This is a genomic window from Aquimarina litoralis, assembly GCF_039523995.1.
Classification (GTDB): domain Bacteria; phylum Bacteroidota; class Bacteroidia; order Flavobacteriales; family Flavobacteriaceae; genus Aquimarina; species Aquimarina litoralis.
Map to the genome: position 1 here is coordinate 170,008 of NZ_BAAAGE010000007.1, position 18,353 is coordinate 188,360.

21 protein-coding genes and 1 tRNA gene are annotated in these 18,353 nt (G+C 32.3%); 10 read left to right on the top strand and 12 right to left on the bottom strand.

The genetic code is table 11. The annotated features are described in order from the left end of the window. Positions 1–63: 63 nt before the first annotated feature. Positions 64–1,281, bottom strand: coding sequence for a M12 family metallopeptidase (locus ABD077_RS23925; RefSeq protein ID WP_343914731.1), 1,218 nt, complete (start codon positions 1,279–1,281; stop codon positions 64–66). A gap of 274 nt (positions 1,282–1,555) precedes the next feature. On the opposite strand from ABD077_RS23925, the gene ABD077_RS23930 reads away from it, so the two are divergent. Genes ABD077_RS23930 through ABD077_RS23940 form a run of 3 tightly spaced genes read left to right on the top strand, consistent with a single transcriptional unit; the run spans position 1,556 to position 2,979 of the window. After that, positions 1,556–2,017, top strand: a complete 462-nt coding sequence (locus tag ABD077_RS23930) for a hypothetical protein (RefSeq protein WP_299609244.1) — start codon at positions 1,556–1,558, stop codon at positions 2,015–2,017. Then, positions 2,017–2,364 carry a DoxX family protein gene (locus tag ABD077_RS23935; protein WP_343914732.1) on the top strand — a complete coding sequence of 116 codons (348 nt, stop codon included), beginning with the start codon at positions 2,017–2,019 and terminating at the stop codon, positions 2,362–2,364. The genes ABD077_RS23930 and ABD077_RS23935 overlap by 1 nt, the downstream gene beginning before the upstream one ends. A gap of 12 nt (positions 2,365–2,376) precedes the next feature. Further along, the gene (locus tag ABD077_RS23940) at positions 2,377–2,979 is read left to right on the top strand and encodes an alpha-ketoglutarate-dependent dioxygenase AlkB family protein (protein WP_343914733.1); all 603 of its coding nucleotides are present in this window, start codon (positions 2,377–2,379) and stop codon (positions 2,977–2,979) included. Positions 2,980–3,023: 44 nt separating this feature from the next. On the opposite strand, the gene ABD077_RS23945 is transcribed toward ABD077_RS23940, so the two are convergent. After that, positions 3,024–3,437 (bottom strand): MauE/DoxX family redox-associated membrane protein, encoded by a 414-nt coding sequence (locus ABD077_RS23945; protein WP_343914734.1) that lies wholly within the window; start codon positions 3,435–3,437, stop codon positions 3,024–3,026. 206 nt (positions 3,438–3,643) lie between these two features. On the opposite strand from ABD077_RS23945, the gene ABD077_RS23950 reads away from it, so the two are divergent. Next, positions 3,644–4,507: a helix-turn-helix domain-containing protein gene (locus ABD077_RS23950; RefSeq protein ID WP_343914735.1), complete on the top strand. Its 864-nt coding sequence runs from the start codon at positions 3,644–3,646 to the stop codon at positions 4,505–4,507. 3 nt (positions 4,508–4,510) lie between these two features. On the opposite strand, the gene ABD077_RS23955 is transcribed toward ABD077_RS23950, so the two are convergent. After that, positions 4,511–5,293 (bottom strand): S1/P1 nuclease, encoded by a 783-nt coding sequence (locus ABD077_RS23955; RefSeq protein WP_343914736.1) that lies wholly within the window; start codon positions 5,291–5,293, stop codon positions 4,511–4,513. Positions 5,294–5,446: 153 nt separating this feature from the next. On the opposite strand from ABD077_RS23955, the gene ABD077_RS23960 reads away from it, so the two are divergent. From ABD077_RS23960 to ABD077_RS23985, 6 genes are all read left to right on the top strand, one after another. After that, positions 5,447–6,382, top strand: a complete 936-nt coding sequence (locus ABD077_RS23960; RefSeq protein ID WP_343914737.1) for an alpha/beta hydrolase — start codon at positions 5,447–5,449, stop codon at positions 6,380–6,382. A gap of 41 nt (positions 6,383–6,423) precedes the next feature. Next, positions 6,424–7,230 (top strand): HAD family hydrolase, encoded by an 807-nt coding sequence (locus ABD077_RS23965; RefSeq protein WP_343914738.1) that lies wholly within the window; start codon positions 6,424–6,426, stop codon positions 7,228–7,230. Between the two features lie 5 nt (positions 7,231–7,235). Then, positions 7,236–9,131, top strand: coding sequence for a M61 family metallopeptidase (locus tag ABD077_RS23970; protein ID WP_343914739.1), 1,896 nt, complete (start codon positions 7,236–7,238; stop codon positions 9,129–9,131). Between the two features lie 72 nt (positions 9,132–9,203). Continuing rightward, positions 9,204–10,508 (top strand): DUF819 family protein, encoded by a 1,305-nt coding sequence (locus tag ABD077_RS23975; protein ID WP_343914740.1) that lies wholly within the window; start codon positions 9,204–9,206, stop codon positions 10,506–10,508. Positions 10,509–10,566: 58 nt separating this feature from the next. Then, positions 10,567–11,304 carry a DUF4369 domain-containing protein gene (locus ABD077_RS23980; RefSeq protein ID WP_343914741.1) on the top strand — a complete coding sequence of 246 codons (738 nt, stop codon included), beginning with the start codon at positions 10,567–10,569 and terminating at the stop codon, positions 11,302–11,304. Positions 11,305–11,429: 125 nt separating this feature from the next. Continuing rightward, positions 11,430–11,672: a hypothetical protein gene (locus ABD077_RS23985; RefSeq protein ID WP_343914742.1), complete on the top strand. Its 243-nt coding sequence runs from the start codon at positions 11,430–11,432 to the stop codon at positions 11,670–11,672. A 179-nt stretch (positions 11,673–11,851) separates the two neighbouring features. Here ABD077_RS23985 and ABD077_RS23990 read toward each other — a convergent pair. From ABD077_RS23990 to ABD077_RS24030, 9 genes are all read right to left on the bottom strand, one after another. Further along, positions 11,852–11,925 (bottom strand) — tRNA-Thr (locus tag ABD077_RS23990). Between the two features lie 57 nt (positions 11,926–11,982). Then, the gene (locus ABD077_RS23995) at positions 11,983–12,249 is read right to left on the bottom strand and encodes a hypothetical protein (protein WP_343914743.1); all 267 of its coding nucleotides are present in this window, start codon (positions 12,247–12,249) and stop codon (positions 11,983–11,985) included. Positions 12,250–12,306: 57 nt separating this feature from the next. Then, entirely contained in the window at positions 12,307–13,284 is a 978-nt protein-coding gene (locus tag ABD077_RS24000; protein WP_343914744.1) for a type I phosphomannose isomerase catalytic subunit, read from the bottom strand. Then, positions 13,277–13,738, bottom strand: coding sequence for a peroxiredoxin (locus ABD077_RS24005; RefSeq protein WP_343914745.1), 462 nt, complete (start codon positions 13,736–13,738; stop codon positions 13,277–13,279). The genes ABD077_RS24000 and ABD077_RS24005 overlap by 8 nt, the downstream gene beginning before the upstream one ends. 6 nt (positions 13,739–13,744) lie before the next feature. Beyond that, positions 13,745–14,155 carry a 6-pyruvoyl trahydropterin synthase family protein gene (locus tag ABD077_RS24010; protein ID WP_343914746.1) on the bottom strand — a complete coding sequence of 137 codons (411 nt, stop codon included), beginning with the start codon at positions 14,153–14,155 and terminating at the stop codon, positions 13,745–13,747. Then, complete coding sequence (idi, locus tag ABD077_RS24015) at positions 14,152–14,670, bottom strand: isopentenyl-diphosphate Delta-isomerase (RefSeq protein WP_343914747.1); 519 nt, start codon at positions 14,668–14,670, stop codon at positions 14,152–14,154. Before idi ends, ABD077_RS24010 begins: the two co-directional genes overlap by 4 nt. Positions 14,671–14,840: 170 nt before the next feature. Then, the gene (locus tag ABD077_RS24020) at positions 14,841–16,799 is read right to left on the bottom strand and encodes an OmpA family protein (RefSeq protein ID WP_343914749.1); all 1,959 of its coding nucleotides are present in this window, start codon (positions 16,797–16,799) and stop codon (positions 14,841–14,843) included. A 78-nt stretch (positions 16,800–16,877) separates the two neighbouring features. Next, positions 16,878–17,834 (bottom strand): PorP/SprF family type IX secretion system membrane protein, encoded by a 957-nt coding sequence (locus ABD077_RS24025; RefSeq protein WP_343914750.1) that lies wholly within the window; start codon positions 17,832–17,834, stop codon positions 16,878–16,880. 53 nt (positions 17,835–17,887) lie between these two features. After that, positions 17,888–18,353: T9SS type B sorting domain-containing protein (locus ABD077_RS24030; RefSeq protein WP_343914751.1), on the bottom strand; the 466-nt coding region annotated here is incomplete at its 5' end.

The window sequence follows — 18,353 nt, forward strand, 5'->3', positions numbered from 1 at the left end:
CAAAAAAACACCGCTCACATGGCGGTGTTTTTCCACTTACATAATCCAGTTCACACAGTCAGTCTACAATCCGGATATCACAAATTGTTCCCAAGATCCTGTAGCTGTTCTATTACAGGTCATTGGTTTTGTTCCGTTTTCAGAACTTATATATTTTCCATTATTGCCTTTTAACGCATAGATATTTTCGTTAACATTTTCCAAGGTAAATTGTTCCCAAGCACCAACTTGAGACCTATTACAAGTAATTGGTTTCGTTCCATTTTCACTGCTCACATATTTACCATTATTAGCTTTTAGTGCAACTTTTCCTCCACTGAGAGTAACCACTTCAAACTTTTCCCAAGATCCTATACTTGTTCTATTACAATTCATAGGATTACTTCCGTTTTCACTACTTACATACTGATTATTGTTTCCTTTTAATGTAATGATTCCAGTAGCAGTACTTGGAGGGTACATCTTATTAATTCCATCTACATCGCTATTAGACAATCCATTTCTTTGTGCATTATATGTACTCCCGTTACGTCTTGTAATAGTTGGTTGTCCATTTTTAGAAAATGCATAAGAACCATACATCATAATACTTCCGATATCTAAACTAGAAGTATATTCATTTCCATCTTGTCCTTGTTCTGTATAGGTTCTGAAATTAAATTCTCTTCCATCTTGTATATTTTCGAAAAGAATTTGAATGTACTGATCTCTATCTTTTCTACTTTGCTCATGCCATAATCCAATAGCGTGACCAATTTCATGAATTGTATTTCCGGTAGAGCAACCATTAGCTAATGTAATCTCTTGTCGACCTCCAATTCGGCCAACATAAGAAGAGCAACCTGATCCATTTCTAAAGTATACATAATTGGTCTCGTTGGTACGTTTCACAAATCTTAATGCGGTTTTAGACTCCCAATGGGCAATTGCATTCGTAATACGAGCCTGATTAGGCATCCCACTTTGGATGGCATAATAAACTATATTGTTAGGCCATCGTCCTCCTACTCTACCAACACCTTTATCTGTTTCCGATGCTAAAACCTTGATATCACCTTCTAAAATGTAATGCTTATTTACACTTTCTACTTCTACTTCTTCTCCTTCTAACAAAATCTGAATTAATTCTCCAGTTTCTTCGGGATACGCTTGTTCGAGTATGAAATCTTCAAGTGGATTTTGTTGATCGATTGATTCTAATTCCTGAGATTCACAGGAAATAATAAATACGCTTGTGGAAATAAGAAACAATCCCACAAATAATGTGAAATATTTTTTCATGGTTGAGTTTGTGTTAGGTATAAAAGTTTTTACAATGGTATGGATTCCAATTGATTTTTTTCACCGTAAAATACTAAGTGCTTTCTAACCGTATAAAACCGGGTCATATAAAAAAGTATTCGTATTTGCATATAACATTTATCTTATTACAACCTTTCGAATAATTCAACCCAATCTGTACGCATCACACGTTAAAATCTATCTCACTAATCTTATTTTTTTGTATCTTTAGATAACACACATATTAGTGGATATAAATTAAAATTCTTTTCTCATGACTCCTTTATTTAAAAAACTTCAACTTCCTCCTTCTCTTGATGAAATTTTAATATTAAACGAGCCAGAAGGTTTCTGTAAAGAATTAGATTGTTTGAAAGATGTTACGGTAAAGGAATCTTTAATTCAAGTATCCGAAGTTGATTTTGCTTTAGTATTTGTCACTGAAAAAAAACAGATTGAAAATCGTATAGAAACTGTATATCCAAAATTAGTTGGTGATGCAGTATTATGGTTTGCATATCCTAAAAAAAGTTCCAAAAAATACAGTTCTGAAATCACAAGAGATCATGGATGGGGAGTTTTAGGAGATTACAATTTGGAAGCTGTTAGACAAGTAGCCATTGATGAAGATTGGAGTGCTTTGAGATTTAGAAAAGTTGGTTTTATCAAAAAAATGACAAGGAGCAAAGATTTCGCATTAAGTAGTGCTGGAAAAGAAAAAACTACAGGTTTTTAATGAGTTGGCATTTATTTCTTTTATCCGGTATTTTTGTTCTTGCAGGTATTTTTCATTTCGTAAAACCTAAAGCTTTTATGAGAATCATGCCTTTATATATTCCCTATCATAGACAACTTGTTTACTTAAGTGGTTTAACAGAAGTCACAGCTGGAATTGGGTTATTATTTATAACAACAAAATCTATATCAGCTTGGGGAATTATTACAATGCTTATTTTGTTTTTCCCGGTACACATACATATGCTAGTAAATCAAAAAGCAGGTCTTGGATTGCCTAAAACAGTTCTTGTTTTACGATTATTACTTCAATTTGGTTTAATATATTGGGCGTATCTATACACCTAAAACATATTTATTTTGGATCTTTTTACCCATCAAAACCAACATATCCCAATTACACTACCTGATGGTGAAGCACATTACTATCCGAGCTTTTTTGACAAAAATGAAGCAGATAGTTTATTTGAAATACTCAGCTCCTCTATACAATGGCAACAAGATGATATCAAAGTTTTTGGCAAAGTATACCCACAACCTCGTCTTACTGCTTTATATGCCAATAATAACAACACATATTCGTATTCGAATATCACCATGCAACCTTATCAATTTACAAACGAGCTACTGATTATCAAAAAAAAGGTTGAACAGATAACCTCAGAACATTTTACTACCTGTTTGCTTAATTTATATCGAGATGGCCAAGACAGTAATGGTTGGCATTCTGATAATGAAAAAGAATTAGGAAAAGAACCTACAATAGCATCGGTTAGTTTTGGGGAAGAAAGGTGGTTTCATTTTAAACACAAAACAAAAGATCTAAAGCAAAAATTATTACTCCAACATGGAAGTTTGCTAATAATGAAAGGAAAAACACAAGAAAACTGGTTACATCAACTTCCGAAATCCAAGAAAATACAAAAACCTAGAATTAATCTTACGTTTCGAATTATCAAGTAAATTTGGATTTAGAAAAATCGCCTACTCCTAGTTTTATAGAATGATTATATAGAATTATACAAATCTCTATTATAATCCATCGACTTTATATTATAATTCTTATGCTGCAATAAGATTAAGGATATCACAAAAAACATTGCATGCATTATAGCCAAAAATGGAAAATTAGCATCCAGTAAGAAAAGTGATATAAAGGAAAACAATAATAATGCACATATCAGGACTTCTTTAGTAAAAATTCCAAGCACCAAAAACATCCCTAATATAAATTCTTCAAAAGGAACCAATGGCGCAAGGGATTCAATCAGCGGATGCGTAAACCACTCTGTATATTCGAAATAAGCATTTATTTCTTTTAGAAATTCTGAATATATAAAAACGTTATAAACCGAATGAACTACCAAATAGAGACCAAAAAGCACCCTTGATATCGTATATAGATATACTTTAAACTTCATATACATTTGTGTGAAAAATTGGGCAGCAAAAATATATCGCAAGAGCAAAAAACAACTTGTAAAATTGAGCAAACAACTTGTATAATTAAAACGTAACCCTCTAACTATCAATACAATTGAATAATTTAAACTAAAAATACAAGTACAAAATCACTATATTGTTTGATTTTATTTTTGTAACTTTAAAACAAAAGAAAGCACTGATAATGAATCGATATACCTTACATGAAACTTTTGTTGTACATCAATATGCATTTGATAAATGGGAAGCGGAACCACATAATCACAACTATTTTGAGATTATTTTTGTAGAAAAAGGAAGTGGATATCATACTATAAATGGTATTAGATTTCGTTATAAGAAAAATGATATTTTTCTATTAGCTCCTGAAGACACGCATCATTTCGAAATTGAAAAACATTCTGGATTTACTCATTTCAAATTTACCGAGCTTTTATTTTCCAGTAAAGTCAACTTACCCGATAGGAAATACTGGTTGCAAAGAATTGAACAACTTTTGCATCATCCTAATATCATACCGGGTGATGTGATCACTCATGAAGAAGACAGGAATATCATTTGGGATATTCATAACGTAGTGATGGAAGAGTTTAAAAATGAAAAGATTTATTATCAAGAAATTATCTCCAATGCTATCAGTACAATTTTAAGTATTATTGTTCGTAATATTTCTGCTAAATATAGCAGTCACGAGAGAAATGTATCCATAACAGATTCTAGAATTGATCAAATCCTAGGTCATATTAGACAAAACGTATATGACAATGATTTAACAAAGATCAGTTATATGGCAGATAAATTTAATATGTCTCAAAGTTCTATCAGCACCTATTTTAAGAAAGCTACTGGAGAATCGATTCATCAATATGTTACCAAATACAAAATGAAACTGGTAGAGTACCGATTACAAAATACAGAATTTACGATTGCAGAGATTGCATACCAGTTAGGATATACCGATGAAAGTCATCTCACAAAGACTTTTAAGAAGTATTTTTCTATGTCTCCTAAACAGTACCGTAAAGACTTAACGACAGTAAGCGAGTAGAGTTTATCCAAAAATATCATTTAAAATTTTGGCTAATCGAATTCCTCCTTTTTGTAATTGTGATCGTACTATTGGAAAATAGTTGTACATATATTTGTACCCTAATTTTTCGCCTACATTAGCAGATCCATATACTTGTTTTGCCAAGTTTTGGGATTCATAAATCCAATAGAGCACATCTCCTTTTTCGATGGCTGATATTTCGGACAAAGACAATTCATCTGCATTATCGGCAAGTTCGGTATAACTCATACCATAGTAATCAATCATCTCGCTATCCCAAACTCTATGGAGATTAGAACCATCTCTAAACCAACGAACTTGAATATCATTCCCTCCTTTATCCTCACCTTTACCAACGTGCAACGGTTGGTGCAAATCGCCCACGAAATGAACTAATAATTTAAGATGAAATTCCTTTTCTTTTTCAGAAGTATTTTCGTCCTTTAATATCGATACACATTTTTCAATTCCTCTTATTAAATCTCCATACTTACTTGGGGTCTCTTCTCCGTATTTCTTGCCAAAAGGGAAATTAACATAGTGCCATGGACTAAATCCTTTGTACTGATCATCACTTTTTATTTCATCTGCATAAACCGAAACAAATGCCAGACCATGTCCTTTCAGTAACTTATCAATGTTTCTTTTAGCTTTTTTGGTAAGATATTTTTCTGCAATTTGTCCCGTAACCCTATGTCCAGTTTTTCCCCAATCGTAAGTATATGCTTGGATATTGCATGAAATAAATAAAATAAATAAAAGCGTAGTGTATCGAACAATCATGTATTGGATTTTGCCACAAAGATAAAAAAGGGTATGTTAGTGAATCGTTAAATGTCTCGTTTAACTAAGAATATTTTATCAAAAGAATCTATATCCAAAATATGGCAACATTTTTGTCGTTTCATAAATATAGTGTTGTAAATCCCTTGATATATGAAAGTACGATTTTCCATTTTTCTAATAGCTTTAACTACTATTTGTTTAGCGCAAGAGAAAGAAGAAAAAGAATATAATTCTGCTGTTGTTAGAGTCAATCGTTTTATCGAAGGTACTTTAGCTACACCATACTCAGACGACAAGGTTCCATTAGTGATTTTTATAATGGATGCGGGCGCTATTAATAGAGAGGGAAATGATCGAATGTCTAAAAATGATGCGTTCAAATTATTAGCCACTCAATTGGCAAAGCAAGGTGTGGCTTCGTATCGGTATGACAAACGACTTTTTAAAATTGATGCTTTTGGCATACGGGAAAACGAAATATCAATAGATCATTTTATAGAAGATGCTGCTGCGGTAGTATCCTATTTTCAAAAAAATGGAAATTATACCAAAATCATTATCGCTGGGCATGGACAAGGATCTCTAATAGGTATGATTGCAGCAAAAAATAATGTGGATGGTTTTATTTCTATTGCAGGAAATGCACAATCTATTGATCAAATTGTTGTGCAGCAACTAGAAAAACAAGCTCCTGGTCTAGATAAAAGTGCTGCTGTAGCTTTTTCTGACCTCAAAGAAAAAGGAAGAGCTATGAATTACGATCCAGCTCTAGAATCCATCTTTGGGTATCAGCTACAACCATTTATGAAGTCATGGTTAAAGTACACTCCTTCTGAAGAAATAAAAAACTTAGACATTCCAATACTGATTCTACAGGGTGACAAGGACCTTCAAGTAGAAGTTTCTGAAGCAGAAAAATTAAAAGAAGCTGTTCCAAATGCTGAATATGTTCTTATAGAAAATATGAACCATATTCTTCGTGAAATAAAGGGAAGTAGGTTAGAAAATCATAAATCTTACAACGAATATTGGCTAGAAATTATGCCTGAAGTGACAACAACTATTGCAAGTTTTGCAAAAAAATAGCTACCTTTAGAAAAAAGAATTGCTAACCTAATCCTTCAGAATTGAATTCACCTAGTATTGTTTTTTCTGACATTGACGGTACGCTGTTAAATGCAGAAAGAGAGCTTTCAGATTTTACTATTTCAGAAATAAAAAGAATTAAAAACAAGATTCCTGTAGTACTTATTTCCTCAAGAATGCCGAGTGCTATGACTCATTTACAAAAAGAGTTAGATATTACTCACTTGCCCTTAATTTGCTATAATGGAGGTCTTGTATTGGTTGATAACAAACCTATTCATTCAACATTTATAGCCCCTGAAATTATTCAAGACTTGCACAATTTTAATACTGAAAATTCTTTTCATATAAGTCTATATCATAATGATGATTGGTTTGTTCCATCTATGGATTTTTGGGCAAATAGAGAAGCTGAAAACACCAAAGTAAATCCCGTTGTAAAACCAACCAAAGAAGTAATTAATAGTTGGAAAGCGGAAAACAAAGGCGCTCATAAAATCATGTGTATGGGTGAGGAAAAACACATTGATAAAGCTTATCAATTCTTAGAAAATAATTATGGTAATACGTTACATCTTTATAGATCTAAACCCACCTATATAGAAATTGCTCATAAAAGTATTTCAAAATTAACAGCTATCGAATTGTTGTTAGATACTCATTTTAAAATTTCTCTATCAGACGCTGTAGCTTTTGGTGATAATTATAACGATATTGCTATGATTAAAGCTGTTGGCACTGGAGTTGCAGTGGCAAATGCAAAACCCGAAACTTTAGAAATTGCAGATGTAGTCACCTTGTCGGGAAAAGAGGATGGTGTAGCTACTTATATTAAAAACCATATCTGATACTTGTGCTAAAACAAATTACCTTAATTAGAACTTATGTTCTTTATAGTATTTTACTGTATGCTATTGCAAGCTGTAAATCTGTAGAGCCTGTAATAAGAATAGACACTACACCTGTTATTGCTTCTTTAGATTTAGTAAATATTATAGATGACAAAGTATCGGTAGAATTAAAGATTAGTAATATCGAAACAGATACTATTAGTTATTATTTACCTAAAATTGTTCCTGGTACTTACCAAAACAATGATTATGGAAAATATATAGAGCAATTTAAAGCTTTTGATATTGACGATAACGAGCTTGATGTCGAAAAACTTGGCGATAATCGATGGAAGATTAGCAACTCTAATTCCTTAAGAAGGATTACCTATCTGGTAAATGACACATTTGATATTGAAGAAACTCATCAGGTTTTTTCTCCTACAGGAACGAATATTTCTCCGAATGAAAATTTTATTCTTAATCTATATGCCTTCATTGGATATTTCGGTAAAATGAAAGAGAAAAAATATAATCTCTTCATTAAACACCCAATTGAAATGGAAGCCTCAACTTCTTTATCAGAATATTTACCAAAAGATCCTCCGAAAGGATCAACCTACGATACGGATCTTTTTATTTTTAAAAGATATGCGGATTTGGCAGATTCTCCTATTATGTATACTGTTCCAGATCGGGTAACTTTTAACATTAATGAAATAGAGGTTTTATTAAGTGTATACTCTCCCAATAAAGTATACCGAGCGGCACAGCTGATGCCTCAAATGGAAAGAATGATACGAGCCCAAAAGAACTTTCTTGGCTATATCAACACCACAAAAAAATACAGTGTTTTACTGTATCTTTCTACTGCTAAAAATGGAGACGCCAAAGGTTTTGGTGCTTTAGAACATAATACTTCTACTGTAGTCGTGTTACCAGAATCTATTCCTTTAGAAAAATTAGACGAATCATTAACCGATGTTGTTTCTCATGAGTTTTTTCATATTGTAACACCGCTAAGTATACACTCAGAAGAAATACATAATTTTGATTATAATAATGCTAAAATGTCCAAACATTTGTGGCTATATGAGGGAACCGTTGAATATTTCTCTTTATTATTTCAAATAAATCAAGCTCTTATCGGTAAAGAAGTATTTTTTGAAAGAATACTTGAAAAAATTAATAACTCCAAAAACTTTGATGACACTCACTCTTTTGCCGAAATGAGTAAAAACATATTACAAAGCCCTTATTTAGAAAATTATGGGAACGTGTATGAAAAAGGTGCACTCATCTCCATGTGTATTGATATTATAATGCGCGAAAAAAGTTCTGGAGCTTATGGTATTTTAGATTTAATTAAAGGATTATCAGGCAGGTTTGGTAGCGAAAACCCCTTTAAAGATGATGAGTTAATTGATATTATTAAAGAAGTGTCCTATCCAGAAGTTGCTGATTTTTTAAATGCTCATGTGATCAATAACATACCTATCGATTATGGGTTTTACCTTAAAAAAGTTGGCCTAATTTATAATTCAGTAGAAATCCCTTCAGGTTATTTCATTCATGAGCAAGAGCCTTTTATTAAAGGATCTGAAAGCACAAAAAAAGTTATGTTCACTGAAGGTGCAGAACGAAGTAATTTTCTTAGAAAAGTAGGCATTAAAAAAAATGATATCTTACTAGGAATTAACACAAAAGAATATTCGATTAAAAATATATATGATCTCTTTAGCGACTCTAACAAGTGGAAAGTTGGAGATGACATTTTATTTACCATAGAACGTAATAATCAAATACTTAAATTTAACTCTAAAGTAATTTCTCCAACAATAGAGAAAGTGATTCTAAAGGAGAATCCAGATGCAACCACCCAGCAAATTTCTACTTTAAAAAGTTGGATTAACGACTAGAAAGAATCTATACACTAGTGTTAATTTCAAAAATTGTATTTTGCAACACATCTCATAAAACGAACTCACTCTATGGAAAATATTCCTTTTTTCACTAACGACACTATTGTTTTTGGAATCTTATTGCTATGCCTTGGTCTGGTATTTTACACATCCTCGATTAAAACGGGCTTTTGGCAGGGTTTTTATAAGATCGTTCCTGCACTTTTATTATGCTACTTATTACCCGCTATATTTAACTCTTTAGGAATTATTTCTCCAGAGTGGAAAGAACTTGGTGCAAATGGTGAGATTGTAGAAAAATCTTCTAATGTCTATTACATTGCCAGCAGATATCTATTACCTGCTTCCTTAGTCTTAATGACATTAAGTATTGACTTAAAAGGAATATTCAATTTAGGACCAAAAGCATTAATCATGTTTGCCACGGGAACCTTAGGTATTATTATAGGAGGCCCCTTAGCAATATTATTAATTTCATTAATTTCTCCTGATACCGTTGGAGGAGCAGGTTTTGATGCGGTATGGAGAGGATTGTCTACGCTAGCCGGCAGTTGGATTGGCGGTGGTGCTAACCAAGCAGCTATGTTAGAAATCTATGAATACAATCCTGACAAATATGGTGGAATGGTACTGGTTGATATTGTCGTTGCAAATCTTTGGATGGCAATTTTATTAATCGGAATTGGAAAAAGTGCAAAAATTGATAGATGGCTAAAAGCGGATAGTAGTGCTATCGAATCTTTAAAAGAAAAAGTTTCCAGTTATGCAGAGAGCGTAAATCGCAACCCTACATTAACGGATTATATTATAATGCTTTCCATAGCTTTTACTACAGTTGGCTTAGCTCACTGGGGAGCTGGAGGGATTTCGAAATTTTTATCCACTAATTTCGAAGTTTTTAATGATAAAAGTTCTGCCTTATCTTCTTTTACCTCGCAGTTTTTCTGGATGATCACAATTGCAACCGCTATTGGAATTTTACTTTCTTATACTAAAGCTAAAAAATACGAAGGAGCTGGAGCTAGTAAACTTGGTAGTATCTTTATTTATATTCTTGTCGCTACCATAGGTATGAAAATGGATTTAGGTATGATTTTAGAAAATCCAGGTCTTATTGCTATTGGATTGGTTTGGATGACCATACATGCAGTTCTACTAATAGGAGTTGCCAAACTTATCAAAGCACCTTATTTCTTTCTAGCTGTAGGTAGTCAAGCAAACGTAGGAGGCGCAGCATCTGCACCCGTCGTTGCTGCTGCTTTTCATCCTTCACTAGCTACTGTAGGTGTATTATTAGCAGTTTTTGGATATGTAGTAGGAACCTATGGAGCAATCCTATGTACAATATTGATGCAAATTGCTTCAGGAAGTTAGTTTTTCAATTGAATTTATAGCATCTTTGTACACCATTTTTAAAATTAAAAAAACCTTAATGCAACGATTTTCTGTTATATTGCTTTTAAGCATTTTATTTATCTCTTGTAGCACCCCTAAAAAAGAAGGAAATGTTTCAATCTCTGGTACTGTAAAAGGGCTCAAAAAAGGAACTTTATACCTACAGAAGATACAAGATACAATTTTGGTAAACCTAGATTCTTTAGTAATCGAAGGAGATCCACAATTCGCATTTCAAACCAATGTTGAAGAACCAGAAATTCACTATTTATTTTTAGACAAACACGATGGAAGTCAATATAATGATAGGATAGATTTTTTTGCTGAACCAGGACAAATTACAATTAACACTTCTTTAAATAGCTTTGAAAAAGATGCTATAATTTCTGGTGGTAAAAACCAAGCCAAATTAGTAGAATATAACAAGATGAATAAAAGATTTAAGGATAGAAATCTTAGAATCATTAAAGAAGATTATGAAGCAAAAAAGCAAAATGATGAAGAGAAACTAGCTGAAAATGATGTGGCCTATAAGAATTTGTTACGTCAAAAATATCTTTATACTATCAATTTTGCAATTAATAATCGGAAGTTAGAAGTAGCTCCATACATTACTCTAAATGAAGTTTTTGATGCAAATATAAAATATCTAGATACGGTTGTAAATTCATTATCTCCAAAGGTAAAAAAATCGCTTTACGGAAGACAACTTACTGAATATTTAGACGAGCGAAAAGCTAAAGAAGCTAAGAGAACGGAAGAATTAACGAACTAATCACAACTCTTTTAGTCTCCTTTGGTAGCACTACAATTATACCTTAGCTATTTCACTTTATTACCTCAATTGATTTAAAGCTTTTTTTAGTTACCTTAATTAACTAACAATTAACTCTTTAAATCATGTTAAAAAGGATTTTAAATCTAAATGGGACTCAAAAACTAGGTAAAAAGGAACAAGAATCAATTTTAGGAGGAGGCCTGCGTCCAGGTGGCAGTAGATGCTGTGATCCTGCATTAGCTTGTTGTACAACCACCGATTTAGTTAATAATCCAGTTTGTGGTGCGACTTATATTCCTGGATGTTATTTCCATCCAGCTAATCCTACTTCTCCTATTCCTCCTTATTACACTTGCTGTATTTAAGGTTTAGAAGAGCTTATTTTCGTAAAAGACTCCAGACTTTTAGTCAAGTTTGGGGTTTTATTGTTCTATAACAATCTATAAAATCTTCCAAAAAACTATTTAATCTTTTGCAACTCTCTATTATTCATATGTATAAAAAAATCCCAACTTCATAAAGAAATTAGGATTTATACTTAAAGAGCCGATAGAGGGACTCGAACCCACGACCTGCTGATTACAAATCAGCTGCTCTAGCCAGCTGAGCTATATCGGCAAAGCGGTTGCAAATATAATTTCTGTAATCAAATTTGCAAATACTTTTTTAAAAAAATTATAACGAATTTACTTTTTCAGCTAAAGACTTCGCTGTTTTTTCTAAATCTTCTCGAATTGATTTAAAATGCTGAGCAGGATTTTCTATGGATCGATCACTAACTCTTGTCATCAATGTATCAAAAGAGTTGATAGCTTCATCTATGATCTCCTCACCTGCTTTTTTATCCTTATCAGGATTACTTTCCTCCCAGATATAAACTTCTTCTATAATATCTCCTAATACGTAGTTAATATCTTTTTTGAGATTTCTTTTATTTGCCATTATTATAAATTTTGTACAAAATTAGTCTTTTCGACCATTAATCAAATGGTTTTTATTCTAAATATAGGTTTGTAAAAATTTTGCTTCCTTGGAAACTACTTCTATTTCTTTTATTTCTGCAGGTACCAAAATCGTCTCCCCAACATTTATTTTTATCTTTTGTTCATTCTGAATAATTTCTGCACTACCAGCAACGCACATATATATCACAAAAGAATCCAATGTCTCATGTGTTATTACTTTTTTCTGATCTATGTCGATAAGATTCGTTATAAAGTATGGACATGCTACCAATGAAGTAATTTCATTTTTTTTAGAAGAATACTGAACCTTAGATTCTCTATCTGTAGAAAAATCTATAGCCTCTAATGCATCTTCTTGGTGCAACTCTCTATAATTACCCGCGGCATCTGTACGATCCCAATCATAAATACGGTAAGTAATATCGGATGTTTGTTGAATTTCAGCTAATAACACTCCTTTTCCTATAGCATGAATTAGACCAGCGTATACAAAAAATGTATCTCCGGTAGTAACAGGTTCATAATGTAGCAACTCCTTAATAGTTTTATCTGATACACTCTTTTCATACTCCGCTGGGCTTACTTCTTTATCAAAACCGATGATTAGATTAGAGTCCTTATCTGCTTGGAGCACATACCACATCTCTGTTTTACCAAATGAGTTATGTTTCACCTTGGCTAATTCATCGTCGGGATGTAATTGCACGGAAAGATCCTCTTTTGCATCAATAAACTTAATTAATAAAGGAAATTTCGTTCCAAACCGATGATAGTTCTTTTCTCCTAATATTCTTTTGGAATAGACTTCTAGTAATTCTTTTAGTGTTTTCCCCTTAAAATATCCATTAGACACTACGGAATAATTACCTTCTACATCACTTACTTCCCAACTTTCTCCAATATGGTCACCTTGTTCTTGTTTCCCAAGAATGGTATTTAGTTTAGAACCTCCCCATATTTTCTCTTTTAATATAGGCTCAAATTTCAGTATATAAAGTAAGTCTTTATCCATTTGTAATAGCTTTTACTATTCTCAACGCTTCTTTCATATGTTTCGATGCGCTAGAACTATTAAAATTTAGTCTAATGATACCGTTTTGGTCAATTACATAAGTTTCCCTTCCTGGCAGCAATCCGAACAAACTAGGTTTAACTCCAAAAAGTTTTCTTAATTCACCTTTCCTATCTGACAAAAAAATAAAGGGTAGTTTATATCTATTTTTAAATCTTTCGTGTGATTTTACACTATCAGAACTAATACCGATTACTTCCACTCCTTCTTTTTTGAAATCTTCATAACTATCTCTGAAGTCACAAGCTTCTTTAATACATCCTGGAGTAAAGTTCTTCGGATAGAAATAGATTACACATGGTGTTTTTCCTATAATTTCATTGCTATGGAAATATTCTCCATCATCTTTACTAGCCGTAAATTCAGGTATTTTATCCCCTAGTTGCAAACCCATAGGTTACTATTTGCCATTATATATTACATAATTACGTGGGGTTTCGAAAAGTGTTACTTCGATATCGTATTTTAAATTTAGCTTTTTACGAAGTCGATTCCAAATTACTACGGCAATATTTTCTGCAGTAGGGTTTAGATTTTTAAATTCTTCAACTTCTTCATTAAGATTTTTGTGATCTAAATAATCTTCGACTTCAGTTTTGATATAATCTTTCAAAACTTTTAGATCTATTAAATAACCTGTTTCGGGATCAATATCCCCAATTACAGCCACAATTAATTCATAATTATGACCATGATAATAAGGGTTATTACATTTTCCAAAAACCTGAGTATTTTTTTCGTCACTCCAATCTTGTCGATGTAATCTGTGAGCTGCATTAAAATGAGCTTTTCTACAGGCTTTTATTCTCATAATGTAATATGTTCATAGAATTTATCAAAAATGATCTTAAACCACTCTGTATAGCTTTCTGGTTGGTCTGCTATACCCTTCTTAACTTTTTCAATAGACATCCATTTCCAATCTGCTACTTCTTCTGGATTAATAATAGGATCATTTTCATAATGTCCCACCAATACATGATCTAGTTCATGCTCAGTAAGACCGTTATCAAATGGAGCCTTATAAATAAATGAAATAGTTTCTTTTAATGGAGTGGTAAATCCCATTTCTTCCTGCAACCGTCTGGTTCCAGCCTCTATATTGTTTTCTCCTTCTCTTTGATGACTACAGCACGTGTTTGTCCATAGTCCTGGTGAATGATATTTGTGATGTGCTCTTTGTTGAAGCATTATTTCCTTTTTATCGTTCAGAATAAAAACAGAAAATGCTCTGTGTAATAATGCTTTTTCATGTGCTTCGAGCTTAGGCATCAATCCTATTTGCTCATCATTTTCATTCACTAAAATGACTTTTTCTTCTTCCATTTCTTAGTATTGGTTCAAAACTACAAAATCATAAAAGCAATTCATAATCTATCTTTTTTTTGACAAAAAATAAACTATTGTTTAAGATTTAAAATAAAAAAACACCTTAACTAGTAAGGTGTTTTTTGTAAACGAAAAATCAATTATTGATTATATAGGGCTATTATATATTATTTTACAATAATAAATTCACTTCGTCTACTAAGTTGATATTCTGCTTTAGTACAATTAGAATCGTTTCCACAATCATTTACAAGTTGTGTCTCTCCATATCCTTTACTAGTTAATCTATCAGCAGAAATTCCTTTAGATACCATATATTTTACTGTGGATTTAGCTCTTTGATCGGATAACCACATATTATAAGCATCATCTCCATGACTATCTGTATGTGATCTCACATCAATTTTCATATCAGGATATTGGTTCATTACTTCTATCACTTTAGCTAATTCTACCGCCGCATCAGCACGTATGTAGTACTGATCAAAATCAAAATAAATTGGATTTAATGATAGTACTTTAGCTAAATCATCTCCAACATTAGCTGTCTTTACTTTCTTCTCTAATAGTAATGGGACATCCAATGTTTCCGTTTTTCCAGGTGTCTCTACTAATTTTTCAATGGTAGTATATTCCTCTTTCTCGGCTCTAACAAAATACTTGGAACTACATTTTACAACATGAGAGTATGCTGCATCATCTCCAACAATGAAGCTTTCCAATAGATTATTACTGCTATCGTAGATAGAAACCTTTGCACCTGGTAATAGTTCTTGAGTATCCTTATCCTTTACGATACCTGCAATGGTAATTTCACAGAAACTCTTAAGATCCTCTAGCTGCAGAAAACTATAAATATCATCTTTTCCTCTTCCTCCATCTCTATTAGATGAAAAGTATCCTCTTTTGGACTCATCATCCACAATAAAAGCAAAATCATCATCGGGACCATTTACTGGCTTCCCTATATTAACAACAAGCTTTTCCTCATCGGTTTGTGGATTTAATCTGGTAACATACACATCTAAACCTCCCAATCCGATATGACCATCTGAGGCAAAGTATAAATCGTTATTTGAGCTAATAAAGGGAAATGTTTCTTTTCCCTCTGTATTTATACGATTTCCTAAATTCTTAGGTTCTCCCAAACTTCCATCTGCATTGATTGCTACTTGATAAATGTCAGATTGTCCTTCTCCACCTGGCATATCTGATGAAAAATATAGGGTCTTTTCGTCGATACTTAAAGCTGGATGTGCAGTAGAATATTCATCACTATTAATCGATAAATTTTGAGGTGTTGTCCATCCTCCTTGAGTATTTTTATAAGAACGATAGATTTTTAAACGATTGGTACCTTTTTTATCATTTCCATATCGTCTCCCATCATAATTATTTCTTGTAAAATAAACCGTATTTCCATCTTTTGAAAAAATAGGTGTAGACTCATGAAACTTGGTATTAAGTTTACTATCAAACTTTTCTATCTCTGACAATTCTCCATTAGTAGGATTATACTCTGCTCTGTACAAGTCTAAGAAAGGTTCTTCATTCCATTGATGTACACTTTTCTTAAATAATAGCGTATCTCTGGAAGAACTAAAAACGATAAATCTCCCAAAAAATGCGGAACCAAAGTCTGTAAATGAAGAATTAATAGATGAATTTTCTATTTCAAATCTTCCGGACTGAAAATCAATTCGCTTCAAATAATTAGGTTCATCTTGAAACAATTGAGCCCTTTGATCATCAGAACTTGATTCTGCAAACTTTTTCATGTAAACATCTGCATCATCGTATCGTCCTACTGATTTTAAAGTTTGCGCATATCTAAAATAATATTCCGGCTCAACTTCGTTAGGATAATTTTTTACTAACTCTTCATACCATTTTGAAGCTTCTTCGAATTGACTATTGAAATAATAACTGTTTCCAAGGTTTTTATAAAGATCAGCACTTTTATATCCTTTTTTAACAACTTTTAAATAGGTTTCCTGTGCGTCTATATATTCATATTTATCATATTGACTTTGTGCGGATTTCAACTTTCTATCCTGAGCTTGAGTACTACTCAAAAATGAAACTCCGACAAAAACAACTAATAACTTGTGTAATATTCCCTTCATTTTATTTTGGTTGTATTTTAGTAAAATAAATTATCTTAAAATGCTCTTACACGCCTTAAGACATATTTAATCAAGGTTTTAAAAGAAACGAGGTGTTAGCATTCTATTATATTTTCTAAATAATTCAAAACGTAGCATTACTTCATAACTTCCATCATTAAATTGTGTTCTTCCTAATTCAGTAGATTCTTTATCGTATGCAAATCCAATCATTAAAGAATCTGAAATCTGGAAACCTGCCATGGCACTAAAAGCTGCACTCCATCTGTAAGCTACTCCTAATGTTATTTTATCATACAACAAGAAATTAGCAGATAGATCAACTTGTAAAGGAGCACCAAATACTAATTTGGATAATAATGCAGGTTTAAATTTAACGGTATCACTAAGATCGAAAACATATCCTGTTATCAAATAATAGTTAATACGTTCTTCTGCAATAAATGTTGATGAATCATTACTATTTACTGTAGCATCTTCATCGAAATGATTTGTCTCTAATAAATTAGGAGCACTCAATCCAGCATAAAACTTATCTGTATGATAGTAGATTCCAACACCCACATTAGGACTAAATTTATTATCAATATTATTTTCAAAATTCGGGTCATTTATTTCGAACTGTGTCAATCTTTGGAAATCTACATTAAGGAGATGTCCTCCTGCTTTTAATCCAAAGCTTAACTTTCCTGTATCCGAAGTAGGGATCGTATAGGAGAAATCAATATCAAAATAAGTTTCATCTGTAGGTCCGATTTCATCATTTACGATAGAGAACCCTAACCCAACTCTATTATTATCTCCTATGGGAGTGTTTAGTGTTAAGGTTTGTGTTCTTGGGGCTCCATCCAATCCAACCCATTGACTACGATGCAAGCCCATAATACTCATAACACCTCTACTACCAGCATATGCTGGATTTACGCTAATCGTATTATACATATACTGGGTATATTGTGCATCTTGCTGAGCCTTAGCATAGTTCGAAATCAAACTAAATGCAATCAGCATAAATATTGTTAATAGTCTATTCATAAGTATCAATATTTGATTTAGGGAATAACAAATATACTATTCCAAATATAAATTTATCTGTTAATATACAAGTAACCTGCTTTATAAGTATTCTCACCTCTGGAATTTATGTATTCTAAAACATAATAATATGTTCCTACAGGTAGTTTATTATTCTGTGCAATAGTAACTCTTCCATTACTAATTCCTGTGAATAATTCTACTCCTGGTTGCATATATCCATCTTCTTCAAATACTTGAACACCCCATCTATTATAAATCCTTAATGTATTATCCGGGAAACGATCCAATCCTACAATGATAAACTCATCATTTATTCCATCTCCATTTGGAGTAATTCCAGTATAGATAGTAATCGGGTCATCTGGATCTGTAAATACTCCTTCGATTATTGTAACGGTTTCATCTTCTGGATCTCCATCTCCATCGGTATCATCATCAGTTGTATTGGTAGGATCATCAGAAACATCAACTACATCATCTCCATTTGGATCTTGACCTGTGACTATAGCCTGATTG

Excerpts from the sequence above, each read along its gene's own strand:
- ABD077_RS23925 (WP_343914731.1), bottom strand. The coding sequence starts at position 1,281 with ATGAAAAAATATTTCACATTATTTGTGGGATTGTTTCTTATTTCCACA.
- ABD077_RS23930 (WP_299609244.1), top strand. The coding sequence starts at position 1,556 with ATGACTCCTTTATTTAAAAAACTTCAACTTCCTCCTTCTCTTGATGAA.
- ABD077_RS23935 (WP_343914732.1), top strand. The coding sequence starts at position 2,017 with ATGAGTTGGCATTTATTTCTTTTATCCGGTATTTTTGTTCTTGCAGGT.
- ABD077_RS23945 (WP_343914734.1), bottom strand. The coding sequence starts at position 3,437 with ATGAAGTTTAAAGTATATCTATATACGATATCAAGGGTGCTTTTTGGT.
- ABD077_RS23950 (WP_343914735.1), top strand. The coding sequence starts at position 3,644 with ATGAATCGATATACCTTACATGAAACTTTTGTTGTACATCAATATGCA.
- ABD077_RS23955 (WP_343914736.1), bottom strand. The coding sequence starts at position 5,293 with ATGATTGTTCGATACACTACGCTTTTATTTATTTTATTTATTTCATGC.
- ABD077_RS23960 (WP_343914737.1), top strand. The coding sequence starts at position 5,447 with ATGAAAGTACGATTTTCCATTTTTCTAATAGCTTTAACTACTATTTGT.
- ABD077_RS23975 (WP_343914740.1), top strand. The coding sequence starts at position 9,204 with ATGGAAAATATTCCTTTTTTCACTAACGACACTATTGTTTTTGGAATC.
- ABD077_RS23980 (WP_343914741.1), top strand. The coding sequence starts at position 10,567 with ATGCAACGATTTTCTGTTATATTGCTTTTAAGCATTTTATTTATCTCT.
- ABD077_RS23985 (WP_343914742.1), top strand. The coding sequence starts at position 11,430 with ATGTTAAAAAGGATTTTAAATCTAAATGGGACTCAAAAACTAGGTAAA.
- ABD077_RS23995 (WP_343914743.1), bottom strand. The coding sequence starts at position 12,249 with ATGGCAAATAAAAGAAATCTCAAAAAAGATATTAACTACGTATTAGGA.
- ABD077_RS24000 (WP_343914744.1), bottom strand. The coding sequence starts at position 13,284 with ATGGATAAAGACTTACTTTATATACTGAAATTTGAGCCTATATTAAAA.
- ABD077_RS24005 (WP_343914745.1), bottom strand. The coding sequence starts at position 13,738 with ATGGGTTTGCAACTAGGGGATAAAATACCTGAATTTACGGCTAGTAAA.
- ABD077_RS24010 (WP_343914746.1), bottom strand. The coding sequence starts at position 14,155 with ATGAGAATAAAAGCCTGTAGAAAAGCTCATTTTAATGCAGCTCACAGA.
- idi (WP_343914747.1), bottom strand. The coding sequence starts at position 14,670 with ATGGAAGAAGAAAAAGTCATTTTAGTGAATGAAAATGATGAGCAAATA.
- ABD077_RS24020 (WP_343914749.1), bottom strand. The coding sequence starts at position 16,799 with ATGAAGGGAATATTACACAAGTTATTAGTTGTTTTTGTCGGAGTTTCA.
- ABD077_RS24025 (WP_343914750.1), bottom strand. The coding sequence starts at position 17,834 with ATGAATAGACTATTAACAATATTTATGCTGATTGCATTTAGTTTGATT.